This window comes from Agrobacterium sp. 22-223-1 (assembly GCF_053522385.1).
Genome location: NZ_JBNWCN010000001.1, coordinates 1,228,334 through 1,247,744 on the forward strand (window position 1 = coordinate 1,228,334; position 19,411 = coordinate 1,247,744).

Below are 19,411 nucleotides of genomic sequence, written 5' to 3' on the forward strand. Positions count from 1 at the left end.
TCTGAACGAACCGTTCTGAGAAGCGATTAGCGCTTCGAGAACTGGAACGAACGGCGGGCCTTGGCCTTACCGTACTTCTTACGCTCGACAACGCGGCTGTCGCGGGTCAGGAAGCCACCCTTCTTCAGAACGGAGCGCAGGCCCGGTTCGAAGTAGGTGAGGGCCTTGGACAGACCGTGACGAACGGCGCCGGCCTGACCGGACAGACCACCACCGGCAACGGTGGCGATGATGTCGAACTGACCCGTGCGGGCAGCGGCGACGATCGGCTGCTGAAGGATCATCTGCAGAACCGGACGTGCGAAATACGTGGTGAAATCGCGGCCGTTGATGATGATCTTGCCAGAACCGGCCTTCACCCATACGCGGGCTACGGCGTTCTTGCGCTTGCCGGTCGCGTAGGAGCGGCCGAGGGTGTCAACCTTGCGGACATGCACGGGAGCCGAAGCTTCCGATGCCGGGGCGAGGTCTTTCAGAGAGGAAAGATCGGCCATTATCAGGCGCTCCTTACGTTCTTCTTGTTAAGCGCGGCCACGTCGAGAACGGTGGGCTGCTGTGCTTCGTGCGGATGGTTCGAGCCGGCGTAAACGCGCAGGTTCTTCATCTGGCGACGGCCGAGCGGGCCGCGCGGGATCATGCGCTCGATGGCCTTTTCAACGACGCGCTCCGGAAAGCGGCCTTCGATGATCTGGCGAGCCGTACGCTCCTTGATGCCACCCGGGTGACCGGTGTGCCAGTAGTACTTCTTGTCGGAGTACTTGTTGCCGGTGAAGGCAACCTTTTCCGCGTTGATAACGATGACGTTGTCGCCATCATCAACGTGGGGGGTGTAGGTAGCCTTGTGCTTGCCGCGCAGGCGGGTTGCAACGATGGTGGCGAGGCGACCAACAACGAGGCCTTCGGCGTCGATGATGACCCACTTCTTCTCCACCTCAGCAGGCTTCTGAACGAAAGTAGACATGGATTTCACTTTCTAACGTGGACCCGTCATCCTCTTTTAAATAAGAGCATACGGGCGTTTCTTGTTGCTTGGTTTGATTGCCGCCAGGGGCAACCGCAAATGACCCTATTCCGGCTGGAATCCGATCTGGCGCGCTTATACGGTGCGCGAGCGAAAGCGTCAATATGACGGATTCTGGAGGTCGTAAAAATAAGGTAGCAAAAACAATGGCTTGATTATGGGGTGTTATTTTACCTCATCGAGCAGCCCTGTTTTACCCCAGTCGCATCACCAGAACGCCCGCTGCAATGATGCCTCCGGCAAGATAACGCCAGATGCTGGCGCGTTCTTTCAGGATCACCACGGAGATCACCAGCGCAAAGAGAATGGAGGTTTCCCGGAGCGCCGCGACGACGGCGACGGGCGCCTTGGTCATGGCGTAGAGCGCCAGCCCGTAGGAGAGAATGGAGCCGCCGCCGCCAATCAGCCCGCGCCACCAGTTGCGCCGGACATGGTCCGCGACCGGGCCCACACCGCGCTGGTAAAATGCGAAGCCGAAAAGCAGCACGGGCGGCAGAAGCGACATCCACAGCGTATAGGAGATGGCGTTGCCGGAAAGCCTTGCGCCGACACCGTCGACGAAGGTGTAGGATGCGATCACGAAAGCGTTGAGCAGGGCGACCGTGATCGCCTTTCCGCCACCGCGCCGCGCCTCGAAAGCGAGCGTCAGAATGCCGCCGGAGATGACGGCGATGCCGGCAAGGGCCAGCGGGCTTAAAATCTCGCTCAGGAACAGGCTGCTCGTCGCCGCGACGATCAGGGGCGCTACGCCGCGCATGACGGGATAAACAAGACCGATGTCGCCGATCGTATAGGCGGCGGCGACAAGCCGGAAATAGGCGAATTGCAGAACGGCCGAAGCGATCAGGAAAGGAATGGCGACCGGCGCGGGAAATGGCAGGAAAGGCAGAAACGGCAGCGAACAGGCCGCAGCACCCGCCGCGATCAGCGAGGCATCCAGCGATTTGTCGGATCCGGCCTTGACCAGCGCATTCCATCCGGCATGCAGTATCGCGCCCAGGAGCACCAGAAGAAGAATGTCAAATGTCACAATAGAGACTCGCTCGCGGGCTACTTTGGGCAACCTATAGCATCGGCTTGAAAACCGGAATCGATTTTCGGTTAGGGCAGCAAGCCTTTCCCGATTGTTCGAGCACGCGTTTTGCGCCCGTGGAACCGCCCGCAAACGGCCTGTGAACGCAGCGAATACTGCAACGCGCGTAAAATTTATGCTTTGTGCATGTCATGGCGGCGGGGAATGATTTTGCGCCGGGACGATATGGCGTTCTGCTCATGATTTCATCCGTCAGATGGACGCATGAGCGTCCGACGCACAGCTTATGGTTTCGCCTCACGACGAATTTTCGCTAAAAATACTACCAAATTTGTCAAATATTGGCGCCCAGTGCGCCATGGTGCTTCGGGCGCAAGGTGTATCAATCGGGCGAAGGCGCGCATGAAAAGAAATTTCACATCTTTCACGAATTGGCAACTGTAACGTTGCAGATTGGTGTATAGATTGATTTACAGAATAACTTTCTGAAAATTAGATGTCTCTAATTTTCCTGTGAACGGAATGAAAACAAACAGGAGACGAAGAGCGCATGAATTGCACGCTAATGTTGTTTGGACCCTTATTTGCGGCAATTCGCGTCATTTTGAAAACTGGACAAAAATAGTCAGTACAACCGGCATTCCGACGTTTGGTGAAATCATTTTGCGTGGGCGAAAACGTGCCACTGCGCGGCGGGGTTTCTGCCGTAGCTGCAATTTTTCAACCGGGCAGGGGTTCAAGAGAGCGAAGAACCTTCCTAGATGGAAGGGCGGACGCAACCTGTAGCGTCAGGAATGTGTCGGTGGAATTATGCAGGAGACGCTATGCTCGCGGCGCTTTCGAATGGCGCACCTGCATTGGTATTCTTCAAACCATGCGACGCTCCAGAAGGGATAAGTTAACATGCAGCATGATAGTTACGAGCCCGACTACATCAGAAAAATTCTGACCGATGTCAAAACCATCGCCCTGCTCGGTGCTTCGCCCAATCCGGACAGGCCGAGCCACGGCGTCATGCGCTTCCTGCTTTCCAGGGGGTATCGTGTGTTTCCGGTCAATCCCGGCCAGGCAGGCAAGGAGATATTGGGGCAGAAGGTCTATGCCAAACTCGCCGATATTCCCGAGCCGGTGGACATGATCGACGTTTTCCGGGCGCCGGAATATTTGTCGGCAATCGTCGAGGAGGCGATATTGCTGCCGGAGCGGCCATCGGTAATCTGGGGCCAGCTTTCCGTTCGCGATGACAATGCCGCCGCCAAGGCGGAAGCCTACGGTATGGAAGTCGTGATGGATCGTTGTCCTGCAATTGAGTATCCGCGTCTCAATATTGTGCGATAGTTGGTACGGATCGGACTTATCATTTGGCGGCAAGGCATTATGATCCCTCCGAAATTCCAATTGGAGGAAACATCATGCCGAGCAGCAATCCCGGGTTTTCGACGCTGGCCGTTCATGCGGGCGCGCAACCGGATCCGACCACCGGCGCGCGTGCCACACCCATTTATCAGACCACGGCCTATGCTTTCCGCGACGCCGATCACGCCGCCGCCCTGTTCGGATTAAAAGAGTTCGGCAATATCTACACCCGCATCATGAACCCCACTCAGGCGGTTCTGGAAGAGCGCGTGGCAGCACTGGAGGGCGGCACGGCCGCGCTTGCCGTCGCGTCCGGCCATGCCGCGCAATTGCTGGTCTTCCATACGCTGCTGCAATCCGGCGACAATTTCGTCGCCGCCCGCCAGCTCTATGGCGGCTCGATCAACCAGTTCGGCCATGCCTTCAAGGGCTTCGACTGGCAGGTCCGCTGGGCCGACGCCACCGATCCGGCCAGCTTCGAGGCGCAGATCGATGAGCGCACCCGTGCCGTCTTCATCGAAAGCCTTGCCAATCCGGGCGGTACTTTCGTGGATATCGCCGCAATCGCCGAGGTCGCCCACCGGCACGGTCTGCCGCTGATCGTCGACAATACCATGGCGAGCCCCTATCTGCTGCGGCCGCTGGAACATGGCGCGGATATCGTGCTGCATTCGCTGACGAAATTCCTCGGCGGCCACGGCAACTCCATGGGTGGCATCATCGTTGACGGCGGAACCTTCGACTGGTCCGCGACAGACAGATATCCGGCGTTGTCACAGCCCCGGCCGGAATATTCCGGCGTCGTGCTGCACCAGACCTTCGGCAATTTCGCCTTCGCCATCGCCTGCCGTGTGCTGGGCTTGCGTGACCTCGGCCCGGCGATCTCACCCTTCAATGCCTTCCTCATCCTGACCGGCATCGAGACGCTGCCGCTGCGCGTTCAGCGCCATTCCGACAATGCGCTCGCCGTCGCGAAATGGCTGAAGGCGCATCCCAAGGTTGGTTGGGTGCATTATGCGGGGCTGGAAGACAGCGACAACCACGCTATCCAGCAGCATTATTCGCCAAAGGGGGCGGGCTCCGTCTTCACCTTCGGCGTCAGGGGCGGTTATGCGGCCGGCAAGGCGCTGGTGGAAGGGCTGCAGCTCTTCTCCCATCTCGCCAATATCGGCGACACGCGCTCTCTCGTCATCCACCCGGCCTCCACCACCCATGCGCAGCTGACATCGGAACAGCAGACGGCCGCCGGCGCCGGGCCGGATGTGGTTCGCCTGTCGGTCGGCATCGAGGACGTCAAGGACATCATCGCCGATCTCGAGCAATCGCTCGCCAAGGTCTGATGTGGTGGCTCACGCGAGTTTGGTGCCCGCGTGACCCCCAATGATATTTAAGTGTGATTGAGCGGCCGCCGGAAAACCATGGAAACAGGGTGCTTTCGGCGGCAGCGGATTTGCGTGTTGCGGCGAGGTGCACTCGCTCGGCTGCATTCAGCTTATTTCTTCTGCAAAGTGCCAATGAAGTCCTTCGAAATGGCACATGATTTTTCCATGAAACCGATGATGAGCTGCAATTGCTCTTCATCATATTCCCCATAGAGCGCCTCCATCTTTTCCTGAAGGGGCGCATACATCTGAAACAATTCCCGCATTTTTTCGGGATGAGGCGCTGCCAGCACGCGCCGACGATCCGCAGGGTCGGGCAAGCGCTTTATGAAGCCGGCCTTCTCCAGCCGGTCGAGCAGCGCCGTCACCGCTCCGGTCGTCAGGCCGGTCGATCTTGCAAGTTCACCCGCACTCGCCTGGCCTTGCATCTGAAGGATGTCTAGGCACTCCAGATCGGTGGTGTTCATCCGAGCCTTTGCCGCGATGGACTGGCTGATGAGCAATGATTGCGCGCTGGCCTGGCGAAGTGCGTCGGTCAACCGGCGATCCAGGATATCTCTTGACATTTGAATATCTCAATAATTAAGAAATAATAGTCATCAAGATAATTGGCCGGATGTGATTTCGCCAGCGTTAAATATGCTGCTTACGCCTGTGAGCGTCGAAAAGTGGAAAATGTGTGCTGGCCATGCTCTCGCAGGCGTCACGGCGATTTCTGGAAGAGGTGAGAGATGTTCGAGCCGCTGGTTTTCTACGCGATTGTCGTCGCCGCTGTTCTTGGGAGCGTCGGGCTGGGCGGCGGCATCTATGAGACGCTTCTTGTCGATAGGGTGTGGCCTTCGCAGCCGATGCTGATCCAGCCTGAACGGGGCGGGATCAACCGAAAGCTTTTCTGGGGTCCCGCTCACGGGCTGTTTGAGGTGGCCTTGCTCCCCGCTGTCTGGCTGACATGGGCTCATCCCGCAATTCGCGTCTGGATATGGTCCGCACTCGCCGCGCACCTTGTCGCGCGGATCTGGTCTTTTGCATATTTCATCCCAATGGCGCTTCGGTTTGAGACGGGATTGGCCGGGGACGCAACGGCCGCTTCCAATGCTGCGGCCAGATGGGTCCGATTGAGCCGCTGGCGACTTCCCATCGAGTTTCTTGCGGTGATCCTCCTGTTCATCGCGCTCGCGAAATCAGCAGGAAACTGAGCCCGTACGCTGCCGGTTTCCACCGGTCTGTGTAGAAAACTTCGGTGCCAGATTGAGCGGCGCGCTGCTTCCGTTCATCCGCGACCATCTTACTCAAAGCGCCGAATCCGCCTAGAACAGGCTCCTTCAGTCCCATCGCGAAAGATACGCCATATGAAAATGCTCCGTATTGTCACCCTTCTCCTTGCAATCGGGGTCGCGGGTGTGGCTGACATACCGGTCGTAGTTTCGGTTTCGCCGGCAAAGGCCGAGGCGGAATATTTCCCGACGCAGCAGGACTTTGTCGGAAAATGGAAGCTCACCGGTGCGACCAGCCGCCCGCCGCGCGATATGAAGACTGCGCCCACCTCCCGGCAGGAAGCGGATGCGACATTGTTCCAGGAGACGGTGACGACATTTTATTCCGCGTTTGATTATCTGGAGATCACGGCGGACGGTCGCTACAATTTCCATCAACCCGGCGATCCCTCAGGTTCATGCGTCTGGTGCGGCACATGGTCTTTTGACAAGAGTTCGCTATGGCTGAAGCTGGATACCGCGCCCCGGCTCGATATTTACGCGAAGGACGGCGATATACAGATGACGTACACGGCCGAACCCGACAAGAAGTCGAAATACACCTGGCTGGTTTTCGGCTGGACGAAGATGGAGTAGGCGCCTCGTTTCCTCGGCGGCAACGCCCAACCGGAACACCCGAGACTATTTGACGAAGCGCCCACAATTGAGCAAAGCTGTATGGCCAACCATATTTGACGGACAGGGGACGTCATGACGAATTTTCTGTCCTTCGATGATATCGCCGAGCTGGAATACGGTGCGCCAGCGCCGGAAAGACTGATTTCCGGCGATCCCAAATTCACCACATGGAATCTCGAGGAAGCTCCCGGCGGCATCTATGCCGGCATCTGGCAGTCCACGCCCGGCAAATGGCGGGTGGTCTATGACGAATGGGAATATTTCAACATTCTCGAAGGCCATTCCATCCTGACCGAAGACGGCGGTGCGCCGCGCGATCTGAGACCGGGCGACCGCGTTATCCTGCGTCCGGGCTTTACGGGCACGTGGGAGGTGGTGGAGACGACGCGAAAGGATTATGTCATCCGGCTCTGAAACCGGATGGTTCTTGCGAGTGCTCTACCGGCCAAATCTCACCAGCTGAGATCGAGCCGCTCCAGACCATGGAAATGATAGACGTCCTTGACCCTGGGCGGCTCGGCGATCTTCAGGCCCGGCAGGCGTTTGAAAAGCAGGGGCAGGGCAAGATTGAGCTCCAGCCTTGCCAGCGGCGCGCCGATGCAGAAATGGATGCCCGCGCCGAAGGAGACGTTGGCGCCTTCGTTGCGGTCTGGTTGGAAGGTCAGCGGATCGGAAAATTTTGCGGGATCGAGATTGGCGGCTGCCAGGATGAGGCTGACCTTGTCGCCACGCTTGAACGTGACGCCATCGATTTCGACAGGTTCCAGAACCCAGCGCTGGAAAATATGCACCGGCGCGCAGATGCGCAGGGTTTCTTCCACCGTCCGTTCCGTGGTGGCATCGTCGTTGAACAGCGTCTTGGGAGATAGGCCGCTTTCCAGAATGATGCGAACCGAATTGCCGATCTGGTGCACGGTTGCCTCGTGCCCGGCATTCAGCAGCACGATGGTGGTGGAGACCAGCTCGTCGTCGGTGAGGTACTGGCCCTTATGTTCCGTGTGGATCATGTGGCTCAGCAGATCGTCCTTCGGCTCCGCTCGCCGCTCCGCGATCACGCTGCGCACATAGTCTGAGAATTCATGTGCAGCCTTGTCGGCCAGAAGCTCATCTTCCGGCGTGCGCTTGAACATATACATGCCGACATAGGCATGTGACCATTTCAGAAGCTGCGGCCCCATCGCCTCGGGAATGCCGATCATGCGGGCGATCATCGTCACCGGGATGATGTCGGCATAGGAAGAGAGCAGTTCCGTTTCGCCATTCGCTTCGAAGGCGTCGATCAGACGGTTGGCGAGTTCCTCGATATCCGGCTTCATCTTGTCGACATGCCGCGACACGAAGGCGCGGTTGATGAGCGTGCGCAGCCGCGTGTGTTCCGGCGGCTCCAGTTCCAGCAGCGAATGCTGCTCGGCGGCGTCGAAATGCCTCACATGGTCCTGCGGCTCCGCCAGGCCGATTTCCTCGCGGCTTGCCACATGCAGGATCTGCCGTCCGAACCGGCGGTCGCGCAGAAGGGCGCTGACGTGGTCGTATCCGGTAAAAAACCACTGCCGCTGCTCTTCCCAGTAGAAGGTGGGACATTCAGCGTGAAGGGCCGCATAGACCGGGTTCGGATCGCTGTAGAAAGCCGGGTCGCGGGCATCAAGGGAAACGCGGCGGCTGGCGGGATCGATTTTGAGAAAGGGAAATGTCGTTGTCATACCCATGATCTATTCCGCGCGCGGCGCTTTGGGAAGGGAGGGAAATCCCTTCCGGATACCCCTATGCATGTCACTGGATGGTTACATCATCATCGGCTGGCGATGGCGGCTATCCGGTTCAGGGCCGCGACCTGACGGTCGGCATTGTTGTCCATCGGATTTTCCTCGCGGTCCGGGGCGGGCACGACGACATTGGCCGAATTGACGTGGATGACGGTCCGGTTGCGCCCGGCCTTCTTGGCGGCATAGAGCGCGCGGTCGGCCTCCGTCATCATCACACTCAGGTCGGCATCCTTGATCATGGCTTCGGATATGCCGACGCTTGTGGTTACCTCTATGCCTTCACCGCGCGAACTGATCTTTGAAAGGCGCAGATTGCTGCGGATGGCTTCCGCAAGCGTCGCTGTGCTGGAAGGACTTTCGACTTCGGCAACCAGAGCGAATTCCTCGCCTCCCATTCTGACGAAAAGGCCACGATCGCCGATCGCGCGCTGCGCGATATTACAGAAATGCACGAGCACCGCGTCGCCGGACTGGTGGCCATATCTGTCATTGATCTTCTTGAAATGATCGATGTCGAACAGCACCAGAGCCACATAGCGGCTGGATCCCGGTGACCGCTTCTTGATGCGCTCGAACTCTTCCAGGAGACCGCGACGGTTGAGAACGCCAGTCAGATGATCTGTCATGGCGAGCCGGTGGAGACGAATCTCCGTATCCTCCATGATGATCTTGGCGCTGATCATGATGATGGCCGTGAAGCCGAGCATGCCGGAAATGGAGAGCGCCGACGTCATCGGAATGGCGTTGGGAACCGCGGCATTGGCAGGGATGACGATGGATGCGACGAGCGCTCCGGCAAAAGCCTGCAGGATCAGGATCGTGGCCAGTACCTTTCGGCTGCGTGTTGCGCGCGCCCTGCTGGCCAGAAGGACACCGGCGAGCATGAAATAGCCCGTGGCAGCACTGGCATGATAGAGCAGGATGCGGGCGACCATGTCTTCGCGCACGGATGGCACGAACATTCCGGCGATCCACAGCAGGGCGGGAATTGCAATCCAGCCGCCGAGTTTGCGCTGCTCCAGGCCTAACAGGCCCGCGAGCCAGAAACCGAAGGCGGAAAGCGCAAGCGTATTGCCGACCTGAATGGACAGAAAACTGGAAATATCCCCGCGAAAGGCCACCATGACAGTGCCGAAGCCCGTGGCGAGGAAGCCGGCGGCGAAATAGAGATTATGCCGGCGGGAAGGGCGGTGCAGCCACAGCGTTCCCAAAAGCACGGCAAGGGTGAACGTTTCCGCCGCCCATAGTAGCGTGCTCGTCTTTGCATCCAGCATTGCAAAATCCTATCTGCGCCATAATGCGGTAAAAGCGGGCCCTTGCGCACGAGGTGCGTTATGCCCGCTTGAATTGTTGAGCTGCCATTTCGCCCGGATGGGCGCATTCCCCCGACGGGAACCGAAAATTCGCTGGTCAGTATCTGTAGCAAATACTAACGAGTTCTTGCCGGTGAGAAGTTATATCTGTGCATGGCGGGCGATTTTTGCCGTCGTCGCCTGCCATAGTAAAAAAATGGTGGCGGCGAATGAAAGAGGCCCGACCGGCACCAGGCGGTTCGAAAGCCCCGTCAACCTCGGCCAGAAAGGCCCGCAAACGCTGTTGAGCCGTTAAGGATATGCGGCTTCGTGTCTTGAAGTACGGGGCAGGGACACTCTATGTAGGGAGTATGAAGGTTAGAAGTGATTCCGGAGCGGTTTTTCGCGAAGGGCAGAGTTTGACAAAGGACGGACATGAAAAATCCAGTTGATACCGCCATGGCTCTGGTGCCGATGGTCGTAGAGCAGACCAATCGCGGCGAACGCTCCTACGACATATTTTCCCGTCTTCTCAAGGAACGCATCATTTTCCTCACCGGCCCGGTGGAAGACCAGATGGCTTCGCTCGTCTGCGCGCAGCTGCTTTTCCTCGAGGCTGAAAACCCGAAGAAGGAAATCGCGCTCTACATCAATTCGCCAGGTGGCGTCGTGACCGCCGGCATGGCGATCTACGATACGATGCAGTTCATCCGCCCTGCGGTCTCCACGCTCTGCGTCGGCCAGGCCGCATCCATGGGCTCGCTGCTTCTGGCCGCCGGTGAAAAGGGAATGCGTTTCGCAACCCCGAACGCCCGCATCATGGTGCACCAGCCTTCCGGCGGTTTCCAGGGACAGGCATCGGACATCGAGCGCCACGCCCGCGACATCATCAAGATGAAGCGTCGCCTCAATGAAGTCTACGTGAAGCATACCGGCCGCACGCTCGAAGAGGTTGAAAAAACCCTCGATCGCGACCACTTCATGGATGCAGACGAGGCGAAGGACTGGGGCGTGATCGACAAGATCCTGACCTCGCGCCAGGAAATCGAAGGCGCCGCCGCGAATTGAGGCGCGCCGCTTTTTGACGTTTGTTTGAACCCGCAAAAGTAATTTCGGGGCTTTCAACCGCAACAGAAAGCGATATTAGTATATATAAAGGCTATGTTGAATTTTTATGACGTGGCCTTTGGTTTGATGGGGAATTCGTTGCAGCCGGTTGTCAGCTCATGTATCTGATACCGGTTAGTACCCCGGGAAACGAGGCGGATACGGCGATGCACCCCAAGGGCTGCCGTATCGGCGGGCGGTAAGTTGACCGCGATCCGTTTGGCGGACCTGCGGCGTGCTGGAAGGAAAGAGATATGAGCAAAGTCAGCGGCAGCAACGGCGGCGACTCTAAGAATACACTCTATTGTTCATTCTGCGGCAAGAGCCAGCACGAAGTCCGGAAACTCATTGCCGGACCGACGGTATTCATCTGCGATGAATGCGTCGAATTGTGCATGGACATCATCCGCGAGGAGAACAAGACGTCGATGGTGAAGTCGCGCGAGGGTGTTCCCACCCCGCAGGATATCATCAAGATCCTCGACGAATACGTCATCGGCCAGAAGCAGGCGAAGAAGATCCTGTCTGTTGCCGTTCACAACCACTACAAGCGCCTCGCGCACGCCTCCAAGAATGGCGATGTCGAGCTTGCGAAGTCGAACATCATGCTCGTCGGCCCGACGGGCTGCGGCAAGACCTATCTTGCCCAGACGCTCGCCCGCATCATCGACGTTCCCTTCACCATGGCGGACGCAACGACGCTGACCGAAGCCGGTTATGTCGGCGAGGACGTGGAAAACATCATCCTGAAGCTGTTGCAGGCTGCGGATTACAATGTCGAGCGCGCCCAGCGCGGTATCGTCTATATCGACGAAGTCGACAAGATTTCCCGCAAGTCGGACAACCCGTCCATCACGCGTGACGTGTCGGGCGAGGGCGTTCAGCAGGCGCTTCTGAAGATCATGGAAGGCACGGTCGCTTCCGTTCCGCCGCAGGGCGGCCGCAAGCATCCGCAGCAGGAATTCCTGCAGGTGGATACGACCAACATCCTGTTCATCTGCGGCGGCGCCTTTGCCGGCCTCGACAAGATCATCTCGGCCCGTGGTGAAAAGACCTCGATCGGCTTCGGTGCGACCGTCAAGGCGGAAGACGATCGCCGCGTCGGCGAGGTGCTGCGCGAGCTGGAGCCCGAAGACCTGGTGAAGTTCGGCCTCATCCCGGAATTCATCGGCCGTCTGCCGGTTCTCGCCACGCTGGAAGACCTCGACGAGGATGCGCTGATCCAGATCCTGTCCGAACCGAAGAACGCGCTGGTCAAGCAGTATCAGCGCCTGTTCGAGATGGAAGATGTGGAACTGACCTTCCACGAGGACGCGCTGCGCGAAATCGCCCGCAAGGCGATCACCCGCAAGACCGGCGCCCGCGGCCTGCGCTCGATCATGGAAAAGATCCTTCTGGATACCATGTTCGAACTGCCGACGCTGGAAGGCGTACGCGAAGTGGTCATTTCCGACGAGGTCGTCAGCGGCCTTGCACGCCCGCTCTACATCTATGCGGATCGTCAGGAAGAAAAGACCAACGTTTCGGCCTGATCGGCCGGTCCGGTGCTTTGATGAAGTCAGAAGGCCCGCCTCCGTGCGGGCCTTTTCTGTTGTCGCCGGGTGTGAAACTTGCGCCTAACTTGGCGAAGCCCGATTTTGCGTTTGGAGCGGATTGCGCTTTGCTGATAAAGTCTTACAACTGATTTGCAGCGCGATATGACGGAAATGTGAATTCCCGTCGGCGACCCGGTTCCCATGTCCTTCGGGATAACCGGAAATGTCGGGAGTACTAGCCGGCGCTGGGTTTTGTTGAATTTCACGGTCTTGCGGCTTAGCGGGACCGTCTGTTCCGGCGACTTGAAATCGGTGTTTCGAAACTCCACTTTCAGTCTCGAGAAATGAATGTGCCGGATGCCCCAAGCTGTCCGGCAAAGTGTCCCGAAAGGGACCATGGAAAGGAAATGATATGACGAACATCACGTCTGCGGCATCTGGCGGTACCTATCCGGTACTTCCCCTGCGCGACATTGTCGTTTTCCCGCATATGATCGTTCCCCTGTTCGTCGGGCGGGAAAAATCCATCCGTGCGCTCGAGGAAGTCATGGGTTCGGACAAGCAGATCATGCTTGTCACCCAGATCAACGCCAGCGATGACGATCCGGCCCCGGAAGCCATCCACAAGGTCGGCACGGTCGCCAATGTCCTGCAGCTCCTGAAGCTTCCCGACGGCACCGTGAAGGTGCTGGTGGAAGGCAAGGGCCGCGCCCAGATCGACAGCTACACCGGCCGTGAAGACTTCTATGAAGCCACTGCGACGCCGTTGCAGGAGCCTGCCGAAGATCCGGTCGAGATCGAGGCGCTGTCGCGTTCGGTCGTGTCTGAATTCGAGAGCTATGTGAAGCTCAACAAGAAGATTTCGCCCGAGGTTGTCGGCGCTGCCGGCCAGATCGACGATTATTCGAAGCTTGCCGATACGGTCGCTTCGCACCTGTCGATCAAGATCACCGAAAAGCAGGAAATGCTGGAAACCGTCAGCGTGAAGCAGCGGCTTGAAAAGGCGCTCGGCTTCATGGAAGGCGAAATTTCCGTGCTGCAGGTGGAAAAGCGCATCCGCTCGCGCGTCAAGCGCCAGATGGAGAAGACGCAGCGCGAATATTACCTGAACGAACAGATGAAGGCGATCCAGAAGGAACTCGGCGACGGCGAGGACGGCCGTGACGAGATGGCCGAACTGGAAGAGCGCATCGCCAAGACCAAGCTTTCCAAGGAGGCCAAGGAAAAGGCCGAGGCGGAAATGAAGAAGCTTCGCCAGATGAGCCCGATGTCCGCGGAAGCGACCGTCGTGCGCAACTATCTGGACTGGCTGCTCGGTCTGCCCTGGGGCAAGAAGTCGAAGATCAAGGCGGACCTCAACGCTGCCGAGAAAATCCTCGATCAGGATCATTTCGGTCTCGACAAGGTCAAGGAACGCATCGTCGAGTATCTCGCCGTACAGGCGCGCGCCTCGAAGATCCGCGGACCCATCCTGTGCCTCGTCGGCCCTCCCGGCGTCGGCAAGACCTCGCTCGCCAAGTCGATCGCCAAGGCGACCGGCCGCGAATATGTGCGCATGGCGCTTGGCGGCGTGCGTGACGAGGCGGAAATCCGCGGTCACCGTCGTACCTATATCGGCTCCATGCCGGGCAAGATCGTCCAGTCGATGAAGAAGGCCAAGAAGGCGAACCCGCTCTTCCTGCTCGACGAAATCGACAAGATGGGCATGGATTTCCGTGGCGATCCGTCGTCGGCTCTGCTCGAGGTGCTCGATCCGGAACAGAACTCCACCTTCATGGACCATTACCTTGAAGTGGAATACGACCTGTCCGACGTGATGTTCGTGACCACGGCCAATACGCTGAACATTCCCGGCCCGCTGATGGACCGTATGGAAGTGATCCGCATCGCCGGTTACACGGAAGACGAAAAGCGCGAAATCGCCAAGCGTCACCTGTTGCCGAAGGCGATCAAGGAACATGCCCTGCGTCCGGAAGAGTTCTCGGTTACCGATGACGCCCTGATGGTCGTCATCCAGCAGTACACCCGTGAAGCCGGTGTGCGCAGCTTCGAACGCGAGCTGATGAAGCTGGCGCGCAAGGCTGTCACCGAGATCATCAAGGGCAAGGTCAAGTCCGTGGAAGTCACCGCTGCCAATGTGCCGGATTATCTGGGCGTTCCGCGGTTCCGCCATGGCGAGGCCGAGCGCGAGGATCAGGTCGGCGTCGTCACGGGTCTTGCCTGGACGGAAGTTGGCGGTGAGTTGCTCACCATCGAAGGCGTGATGATGCCGGGCAAGGGCCGCATGACGGTTACCGGCAACCTCAAGGAAGTGATGAAGGAATCCATTTCGGCGGCGGCATCCTATGTCCGTTCGCGCGCCGTGGACTTCGGCATCGAGCCGCCGCGCTTCGACAAGAGCGACATTCACGTGCACGTTCCGGAAGGTGCGACCCCGAAGGACGGACCGTCTGCCGGCGTTGCCATGGCGACGGCCATCGTCTCCATCATGACCGGCATCCCGGTCTCGAAGGATGTGGCGATGACGGGCGAGATCACGCTTCGCGGTCGCGTGCTGCCGATCGGCGGCCTGAAGGAGAAGCTGCTTGCGGCCCTTCGCGGCGGCATCAAGAAGGTGCTGATTCCGGAAGAAAACGCCAAGGATCTGGCGGAAATTCCGGACAATGTGAAGAACGAGATGGAAATCATCCCGGTATCGCGCATGGGCGAGGTCATCAAGCACGCCCTTATCCGCCAGCCGGAGCCCATCGAGTGGGACGGCAGCATCGAGACGCCGGTGATCGCAACCGTCGAGGGCGTCGACGACGGCAGCCAGACCATCGCGCATTGATAATGCATCGTCGCGAGGGGCGGGAATCGCCTTTCGCGACGGCTGCTGCATAGATTCAATGTGTTAGGTGTCGGAAGGCGCATGTGGCGTAAAGCTGCGCACAAGTGATGCGAATTTGGCACGAATATGTGGAAGGCCGGCAGAAATGTCGGCCTTTTTTGTGAAAAAAAACGCAGACCCCTTGTTTTTCAGGCGATTCCAGCGCTTTTGGGTTGCTGCGCGCGGATGCGAACGTATTCTGCGCCGGCTTAATTTGAGTCGTTTCAAACCATTGAAAGGGGTGGAAACATGAACAAGAACGAGCTCGTCTCTGCTGTTGCCGAAAAGGCTGGTCTCACGAAGGCAGATGCTGCTTCCGCTGTTGATGCTGTATTCGAAACTGTACAGGGCGAACTGAAGAACGGTGGCGACATTCGCCTGGCCGGCTTCGGCAGCTTCTCCGTCAGCCGTCGTGAAGCCTCCAAGGGCCGTAACCCTTCCACGGGTGCTGAAGTCGATATCCCGGCTCGCAACGTACCGAAGTTTTCCGCAGGCAAGGGCCTGAAGGACGCCGTCAACTCGTAAGGTTTCCGGAAAGCCGCAACGCCCGGCGGCGGGCGGGCGGCTTTTCAGGTTCACGAGGAAACATGTTTTGACGCCCTGACGCCGTCACATCGCCGCCAAAAGTGGGCGGTGTTTCGAAAAACTCTTTTCGGACAGGCCGGGTTTTCCCGGTCAAGATGTGAATGAAAGCAGGGAAGCGCCTGTGTAGCTTCCATCCGGACACACGGCGTTTTTCTACGCGGAATGTGGGCATAAACACGAAAGCCCGGCCTTCTAGGCCGGGCTTTTTGATTCAGCGGTCAGGAAGTGTCATGCCACTGTCATGTCTGTAACGCAGAAGCCTTGGGGTATTTCTGGACCCAAGGGGGATTAAAATGGCGTTCCGATTTTCTCAAATGGCTTTGACCGCTGCGCTGCTCACGTCCGCAGCCATCCCGGCCGCTGCCGAGCCGGTTTTCAACCGCATCGCATCTTTCCCGGTGGCGAAAAACCTTCCCGCGGACAAGGACGCCAAGTCCGTCACCTCGGCTGAAATCATCACCGCCAGTGAAGACGGCAAGACGCTGATCTATTCGGACAGCCCGCTTGGCGGCATCGGTTTCATCGACATCACCGACGCCAAGGCTCCCAAGGCCGGCGGCGCGCTGCTGCTCGAAGGCGAGCCGACCTCCGTTGTCGTTGCCGGTCTCAAGGTGCTGGCCGGCGTCAACACGTCGGAAAACCGCGCCAAGCCCTCCGGCAAGCTGGTGACGGTCGATATTGCTACCAAGAAGATCGAAGCAAGCTGTGATCTCGGCGGCCAGCCCGATTCCGTCGCCGTTTCCCCGGACAAGACCTTCGCCGCCATCGCCATTGAAAACGAGCGCGATGAAGAGGTAAACGAAGGAGCCCTGCCGCAGATGCCCGCCGGTTATCTGGTGACTGTCGCCCTGAAAGACGGCGTTGCCGATTGCGCGACGCTGAAGAAGATCGAGCTCACCGGCCTTGCCGAAATTTCCCCCGAGGATCCGGAGCCGGAATTCGTGTCGATCAACGCCAATGGCGAGATCGCGCTGACGCTTCAGGAAAACAATCATATCGTCATTCTCGACGGCAAGACCGGCACGGTGAAGACGCATTTCTCCGCCGGCAAGGTCGATCTTGAAGGCATCGATACGAAGACCGATGGCCAGCTGAAGTTCACCGACAAGCAGGAAGGCCGCAAGCGCGAGCCGGACGCCGTGAAGTGGCTGGACAATGACCGCATCGTCATCGCCAATGAGGGCGACTGGCAGGGCGGTTCGCGTGGCTTCACCATCTTCGACAAGACTGGCAAGCTCGTCTATGAATCCGGCTCCTCGCTCGAACACGCGGTTGCGGCCATCGGCCACTATCCGGAAAAGCGCTCCAAGGCCAAGGGCATCGAGCCGGAAGGCCTGGAAGCGGCGACTTTCGGCGACCAGAAATACTTCTTCGTACTGTCCGAACGCGCCTCTGTCGTCGCTGTCTACAAGGACACCGGCAAGGAGCCGGAACTGACCCAGCTCCTGCCTTCGGGCGTTTCGCCGGAAGGCGCTGTCGCCATCCCGTCGCGTAACCTCCTTGCCACGGCCAATGAGGTCGATCTGATCGAAGACGGCGGCGTCCGCTCGCATGTCATGCTCTATGAGCGCGGTGAAGGTGAAGCAGCCTATCCGCAGCTCGTTTCCGCCACCGTCGATGGTGCACCGATCGGCTGGGGTGCTCTTTCGGGTCTGGTCGGCGACGCCGAAAAGCCCGGCATTCTTTATGCCGTCTCCGACTCGGTCTATGGCAACCAGCCGTCGATCTTCACCATCGATGCGACGAAAAAGCCCGCCACCATCACCAGCGTGCTGCGCGTCAAGCGTGACGGTATTGCCGCTCAAAAGCTCGATATCGAAGGCATCACGCTGGACGGCAAGGGCGGTTTCTGGCTGGCCTCTGAAGGCGACAGCGCCAAGCTCGTGCCCCACGCGCTCTATAACGTCAACGCCAAGGGCGAGATCAAGGCGGAGATCGCATTGCCGAAGGAACTTCTCGCCGGCGACACCCGCTTCGGTTTCGAAGGCGTGACGATGATCGGCAAGGGCGACGACGCGACGCTGTGGATGGCCGTACAGCGTGAATGGGGCACGGACGAGAAGGGCTTCGTCAAGCTCGTTTCCTACAATCCGAAGTCCAAGGAGTGGGGCGCCGTGCGTTACCCGCTCGACAAGACCGAAGCAGGCTGGGTTGGCCTCTCCGAAATCACCGCCCAGGGCGACTATGTCTATATCGTCGAGCGCGACAACCAGATCGGCGACAAGGCCAAGATCAAGAAGCTCTACCGCGTTGCGATCGCAGACCTGAAGCCGGGCAAGATCGGCGGCGAACTGCCGCTGGTGGCCAAGCAGGAAGCCCATGACTTCCTGCCCGATCTCAAGGCCCAGACCAACGGTTATGTCGTCGACAAGCTGGAAGGCTTCACCTTCGACAAGGCGGGAACGGCCTATGCCGTGACCGACAATGACGGCGTGGACGATTCTTCCGGCGAAACGCTGTTCTTCACCGTCAATATGAAGGCGATCAACTGATCGGGCCGATTGGCGCCGCAAATGAGAAAAGCCGGGCTATGCCCGGCTTTTTTGTACGGCGAGGGCCCCTTGGCCGGGTTCCCCGATCTTGCACGATGCCTGACGATGCAAGCCGTTAAAATCGGCATTGCGCTTCGATTTCGGATTGTGGAGGATTTCGTCCGGAGGCCATCCGGGAAAATGCTGCGGATCGATCGTAACGGATCACCGCCCCAGGGAATTCTTGCTTTTGGGAGTATCTTGTTTTTCCGAGTCCTGCTGGACCCAGCGGAAAAAAATATAAACAGGCAGCGCAATAAGCGCGAGTGTTACAAACGCGTCGATCGACATGGTTTCATCCATCTGTTCAACCGTTCATCATGAAACGGTGCGCAAACAATGTCTGAAATCTCTTTAGAAAGTCTGAATCTTCCTTATTTTCCGGTATGTTGCGGGCTGATACAGGGGGTGGTCAAGCTGTCGGAATATGGAACAGCAGTGCCGATTTGGCATGGTGTAACTGGAGAAAAGCGATTCCAGCGGCTGGGAATCATGACGACGCTTCACCGACCGCAGTAAGGGCAGGGGCGATAATTCCGAATACTCGAGGGCTTGTCGCATAGCGAAAACAAACACGAAGGATCTCGGTTTGACGGGTGATATTTAAATCTTCTGGGAAAATGGTGGGCGATGAGAGACTCGAACTCCCGACATCCTCGGTGTAAACGAGGCGCTCTACCAACTGAGCTAATCGCCCTTCGCGTGTCTCGGATCATGTCCGCCGCGTCGGTGGCCGTGATGTATTCGGATCGGAAAAAAACCGCAAGGGCTTTTGTGAAGTTTTTTTGTTTTTTTTGCCGAGAGAATTTTCCGGCGCCGGGAGCCGGGGGCAAAAAGCCGGGAACTGCGGGCTTTTTGCCTGAGACAAGACCCGAGGACGCCTTGATGGCCATGTGGAAATCCCGTTACGGAAGCCTGCGGCTGTGGACAAGTTTTTTGTTTTCGTTGGGAAAAGCCCGCAAAACAGGGCGTTTGCCGCAATCGCGTTCCAAGGCCTTCCGGTTTTTCCCGATCAAAATGAAGAAGCTTATTCTTTTGTCGTGAA

At 58.4% G+C, this 19,411-nt stretch carries 18 protein-coding genes and 1 tRNA gene; 11 read left to right on the forward strand and 8 right to left on the reverse strand.

Going from position 1 to position 19,411, the window contains the following annotated elements; genetic code table 11:
- Positions 1-26 precede the first annotated feature (26 nt).
- From rpsI to ACQZ60_RS06115, 3 genes are all read right to left on the reverse strand, one after another.
- A complete protein-coding gene (gene rpsI / locus ACQZ60_RS06105) occupies positions 27-494 on the reverse strand; it encodes a 30S ribosomal protein S9 (RefSeq protein ID WP_003521540.1) in 468 nt (155 codons plus the stop codon).
- 2 nt (positions 495-496) lie between these two features.
- Positions 497-961: a 50S ribosomal protein L13 gene (gene rplM / locus ACQZ60_RS06110; protein ID WP_003502335.1), complete on the reverse strand. Its 465-nt coding sequence runs from the start codon at positions 959-961 to the stop codon at positions 497-499.
- 253 nt (positions 962-1,214) lie between these two features.
- Positions 1,215-2,051: an EamA family transporter gene (locus tag ACQZ60_RS06115; protein ID WP_269827819.1), complete on the reverse strand. Its 837-nt coding sequence runs from the start codon at positions 2,049-2,051 to the stop codon at positions 1,215-1,217.
- 906 nt (positions 2,052-2,957) lie between these two features.
- Here ACQZ60_RS06115 and ACQZ60_RS06120 point away from each other — a divergent pair.
- Together ACQZ60_RS06120 and ACQZ60_RS06125 are read left to right on the forward strand one after the other, a co-directional pair.
- Positions 2,958-3,392: a CoA-binding protein gene (locus tag ACQZ60_RS06120; RefSeq protein WP_448734914.1), complete on the forward strand. Its 435-nt coding sequence runs from the start codon at positions 2,958-2,960 to the stop codon at positions 3,390-3,392.
- Between the two features lie 74 nt (positions 3,393-3,466).
- Positions 3,467-4,750, forward strand: coding sequence for an O-acetylhomoserine aminocarboxypropyltransferase (locus ACQZ60_RS06125; RefSeq protein WP_448734915.1), 1,284 nt, complete (start codon positions 3,467-3,469; stop codon positions 4,748-4,750).
- 152 nt (positions 4,751-4,902) lie between these two features.
- On the opposite strand, the gene ACQZ60_RS06130 is transcribed toward ACQZ60_RS06125, so the two are convergent.
- Positions 4,903-5,358, reverse strand: a complete 456-nt coding sequence (locus ACQZ60_RS06130; protein WP_020810500.1) for a MarR family winged helix-turn-helix transcriptional regulator — start codon at positions 5,356-5,358, stop codon at positions 4,903-4,905.
- 165 nt (positions 5,359-5,523) lie between these two features.
- Between ACQZ60_RS06130 and ACQZ60_RS06135 the strand changes: the two genes are divergently transcribed.
- The 3 genes from ACQZ60_RS06135 to ACQZ60_RS06145 all read left to right on the forward strand — a co-directional run bounded on the left by ACQZ60_RS06135 (position 5,524) and on the right by ACQZ60_RS06145 (position 7,098).
- Complete coding sequence (locus ACQZ60_RS06135; protein ID WP_020810499.1) at positions 5,524-5,988, forward strand: hypothetical protein; 465 nt, start codon at positions 5,524-5,526, stop codon at positions 5,986-5,988.
- A gap of 153 nt (positions 5,989-6,141) precedes the next feature.
- Positions 6,142-6,642, forward strand: a complete 501-nt coding sequence (locus tag ACQZ60_RS06140) for a hypothetical protein (protein WP_020810498.1) — start codon at positions 6,142-6,144, stop codon at positions 6,640-6,642.
- A gap of 114 nt (positions 6,643-6,756) precedes the next feature.
- A complete protein-coding gene (locus ACQZ60_RS06145; protein ID WP_003521533.1) occupies positions 6,757-7,098 on the forward strand; it encodes a cupin domain-containing protein in 342 nt (113 codons plus the stop codon).
- Positions 7,099-7,136: 38 nt separating this feature from the next.
- On the opposite strand, the gene ACQZ60_RS06150 is transcribed toward ACQZ60_RS06145, so the two are convergent.
- Positions 7,137-8,390 carry a cytochrome P450 gene (locus tag ACQZ60_RS06150; protein WP_448734916.1) on the reverse strand — a complete coding sequence of 418 codons (1,254 nt, stop codon included), beginning with the start codon at positions 8,388-8,390 and terminating at the stop codon, positions 7,137-7,139.
- 83 nt (positions 8,391-8,473) lie between these two features.
- Positions 8,474-9,721: a diguanylate cyclase gene (locus ACQZ60_RS06155; RefSeq protein WP_448734917.1), complete on the reverse strand. Its 1,248-nt coding sequence runs from the start codon at positions 9,719-9,721 to the stop codon at positions 8,474-8,476.
- Between the two features lie 453 nt (positions 9,722-10,174).
- Here ACQZ60_RS06155 and clpP point away from each other — a divergent pair, with 453 nt between their 5' ends.
- From clpP to ACQZ60_RS06180, 5 genes are all read left to right on the forward strand, one after another.
- Entirely contained in the window at positions 10,175-10,807 is a 633-nt protein-coding gene (clpP, locus tag ACQZ60_RS06160; protein WP_003521529.1) for an ATP-dependent Clp endopeptidase proteolytic subunit ClpP, read from the forward strand.
- Positions 10,808-11,100: 293 nt separating this feature from the next.
- Complete coding sequence (clpX, locus tag ACQZ60_RS06165; protein WP_059752638.1) at positions 11,101-12,378, forward strand: ATP-dependent Clp protease ATP-binding subunit ClpX; 1,278 nt, start codon at positions 11,101-11,103, stop codon at positions 12,376-12,378.
- Between the two features lie 415 nt (positions 12,379-12,793).
- Positions 12,794-15,211: an endopeptidase La gene (gene lon, locus ACQZ60_RS06170; protein ID WP_059752644.1), complete on the forward strand. Its 2,418-nt coding sequence runs from the start codon at positions 12,794-12,796 to the stop codon at positions 15,209-15,211.
- Between the two features lie 288 nt (positions 15,212-15,499).
- On the forward strand, positions 15,500-15,775 hold the full coding sequence (gene hupB, locus ACQZ60_RS06175; protein ID WP_006312721.1) for a DNA-binding protein HupB: 276 nt from the start codon (positions 15,500-15,502) through the stop codon (positions 15,773-15,775).
- A 353-nt stretch (positions 15,776-16,128) separates the two neighbouring features.
- Positions 16,129-18,327: an esterase-like activity of phytase family protein gene (locus ACQZ60_RS06180; RefSeq protein WP_448734918.1), complete on the forward strand. Its 2,199-nt coding sequence runs from the start codon at positions 16,129-16,131 to the stop codon at positions 18,325-18,327.
- A 204-nt stretch (positions 18,328-18,531) separates the two neighbouring features.
- Here the strand turns inward: ACQZ60_RS06180 and ACQZ60_RS06185 are convergent, their stop codons facing one another.
- Both ACQZ60_RS06185 and ACQZ60_RS06190 read right to left on the reverse strand, forming a co-directional pair.
- Entirely contained in the window at positions 18,532-18,657 is a 126-nt protein-coding gene (locus ACQZ60_RS06185) for a hypothetical protein (RefSeq protein ID WP_256364472.1), read from the reverse strand.
- Between the two features lie 330 nt (positions 18,658-18,987).
- Positions 18,988-19,063: transfer RNA gene (locus ACQZ60_RS06190), tRNA-Val, on the reverse strand.
- 17 nt (positions 19,064-19,080) lie between these two features.
- Between ACQZ60_RS06190 and ACQZ60_RS06195 the strand changes: the two genes are divergently transcribed.
- The gene (locus tag ACQZ60_RS06195; RefSeq protein ID WP_448734919.1) at positions 19,081-19,410 is read left to right on the forward strand and encodes a hypothetical protein; all 330 of its coding nucleotides are present in this window, start codon (positions 19,081-19,083) and stop codon (positions 19,408-19,410) included.
- Position 19,411 lies beyond the last annotated feature (1 nt).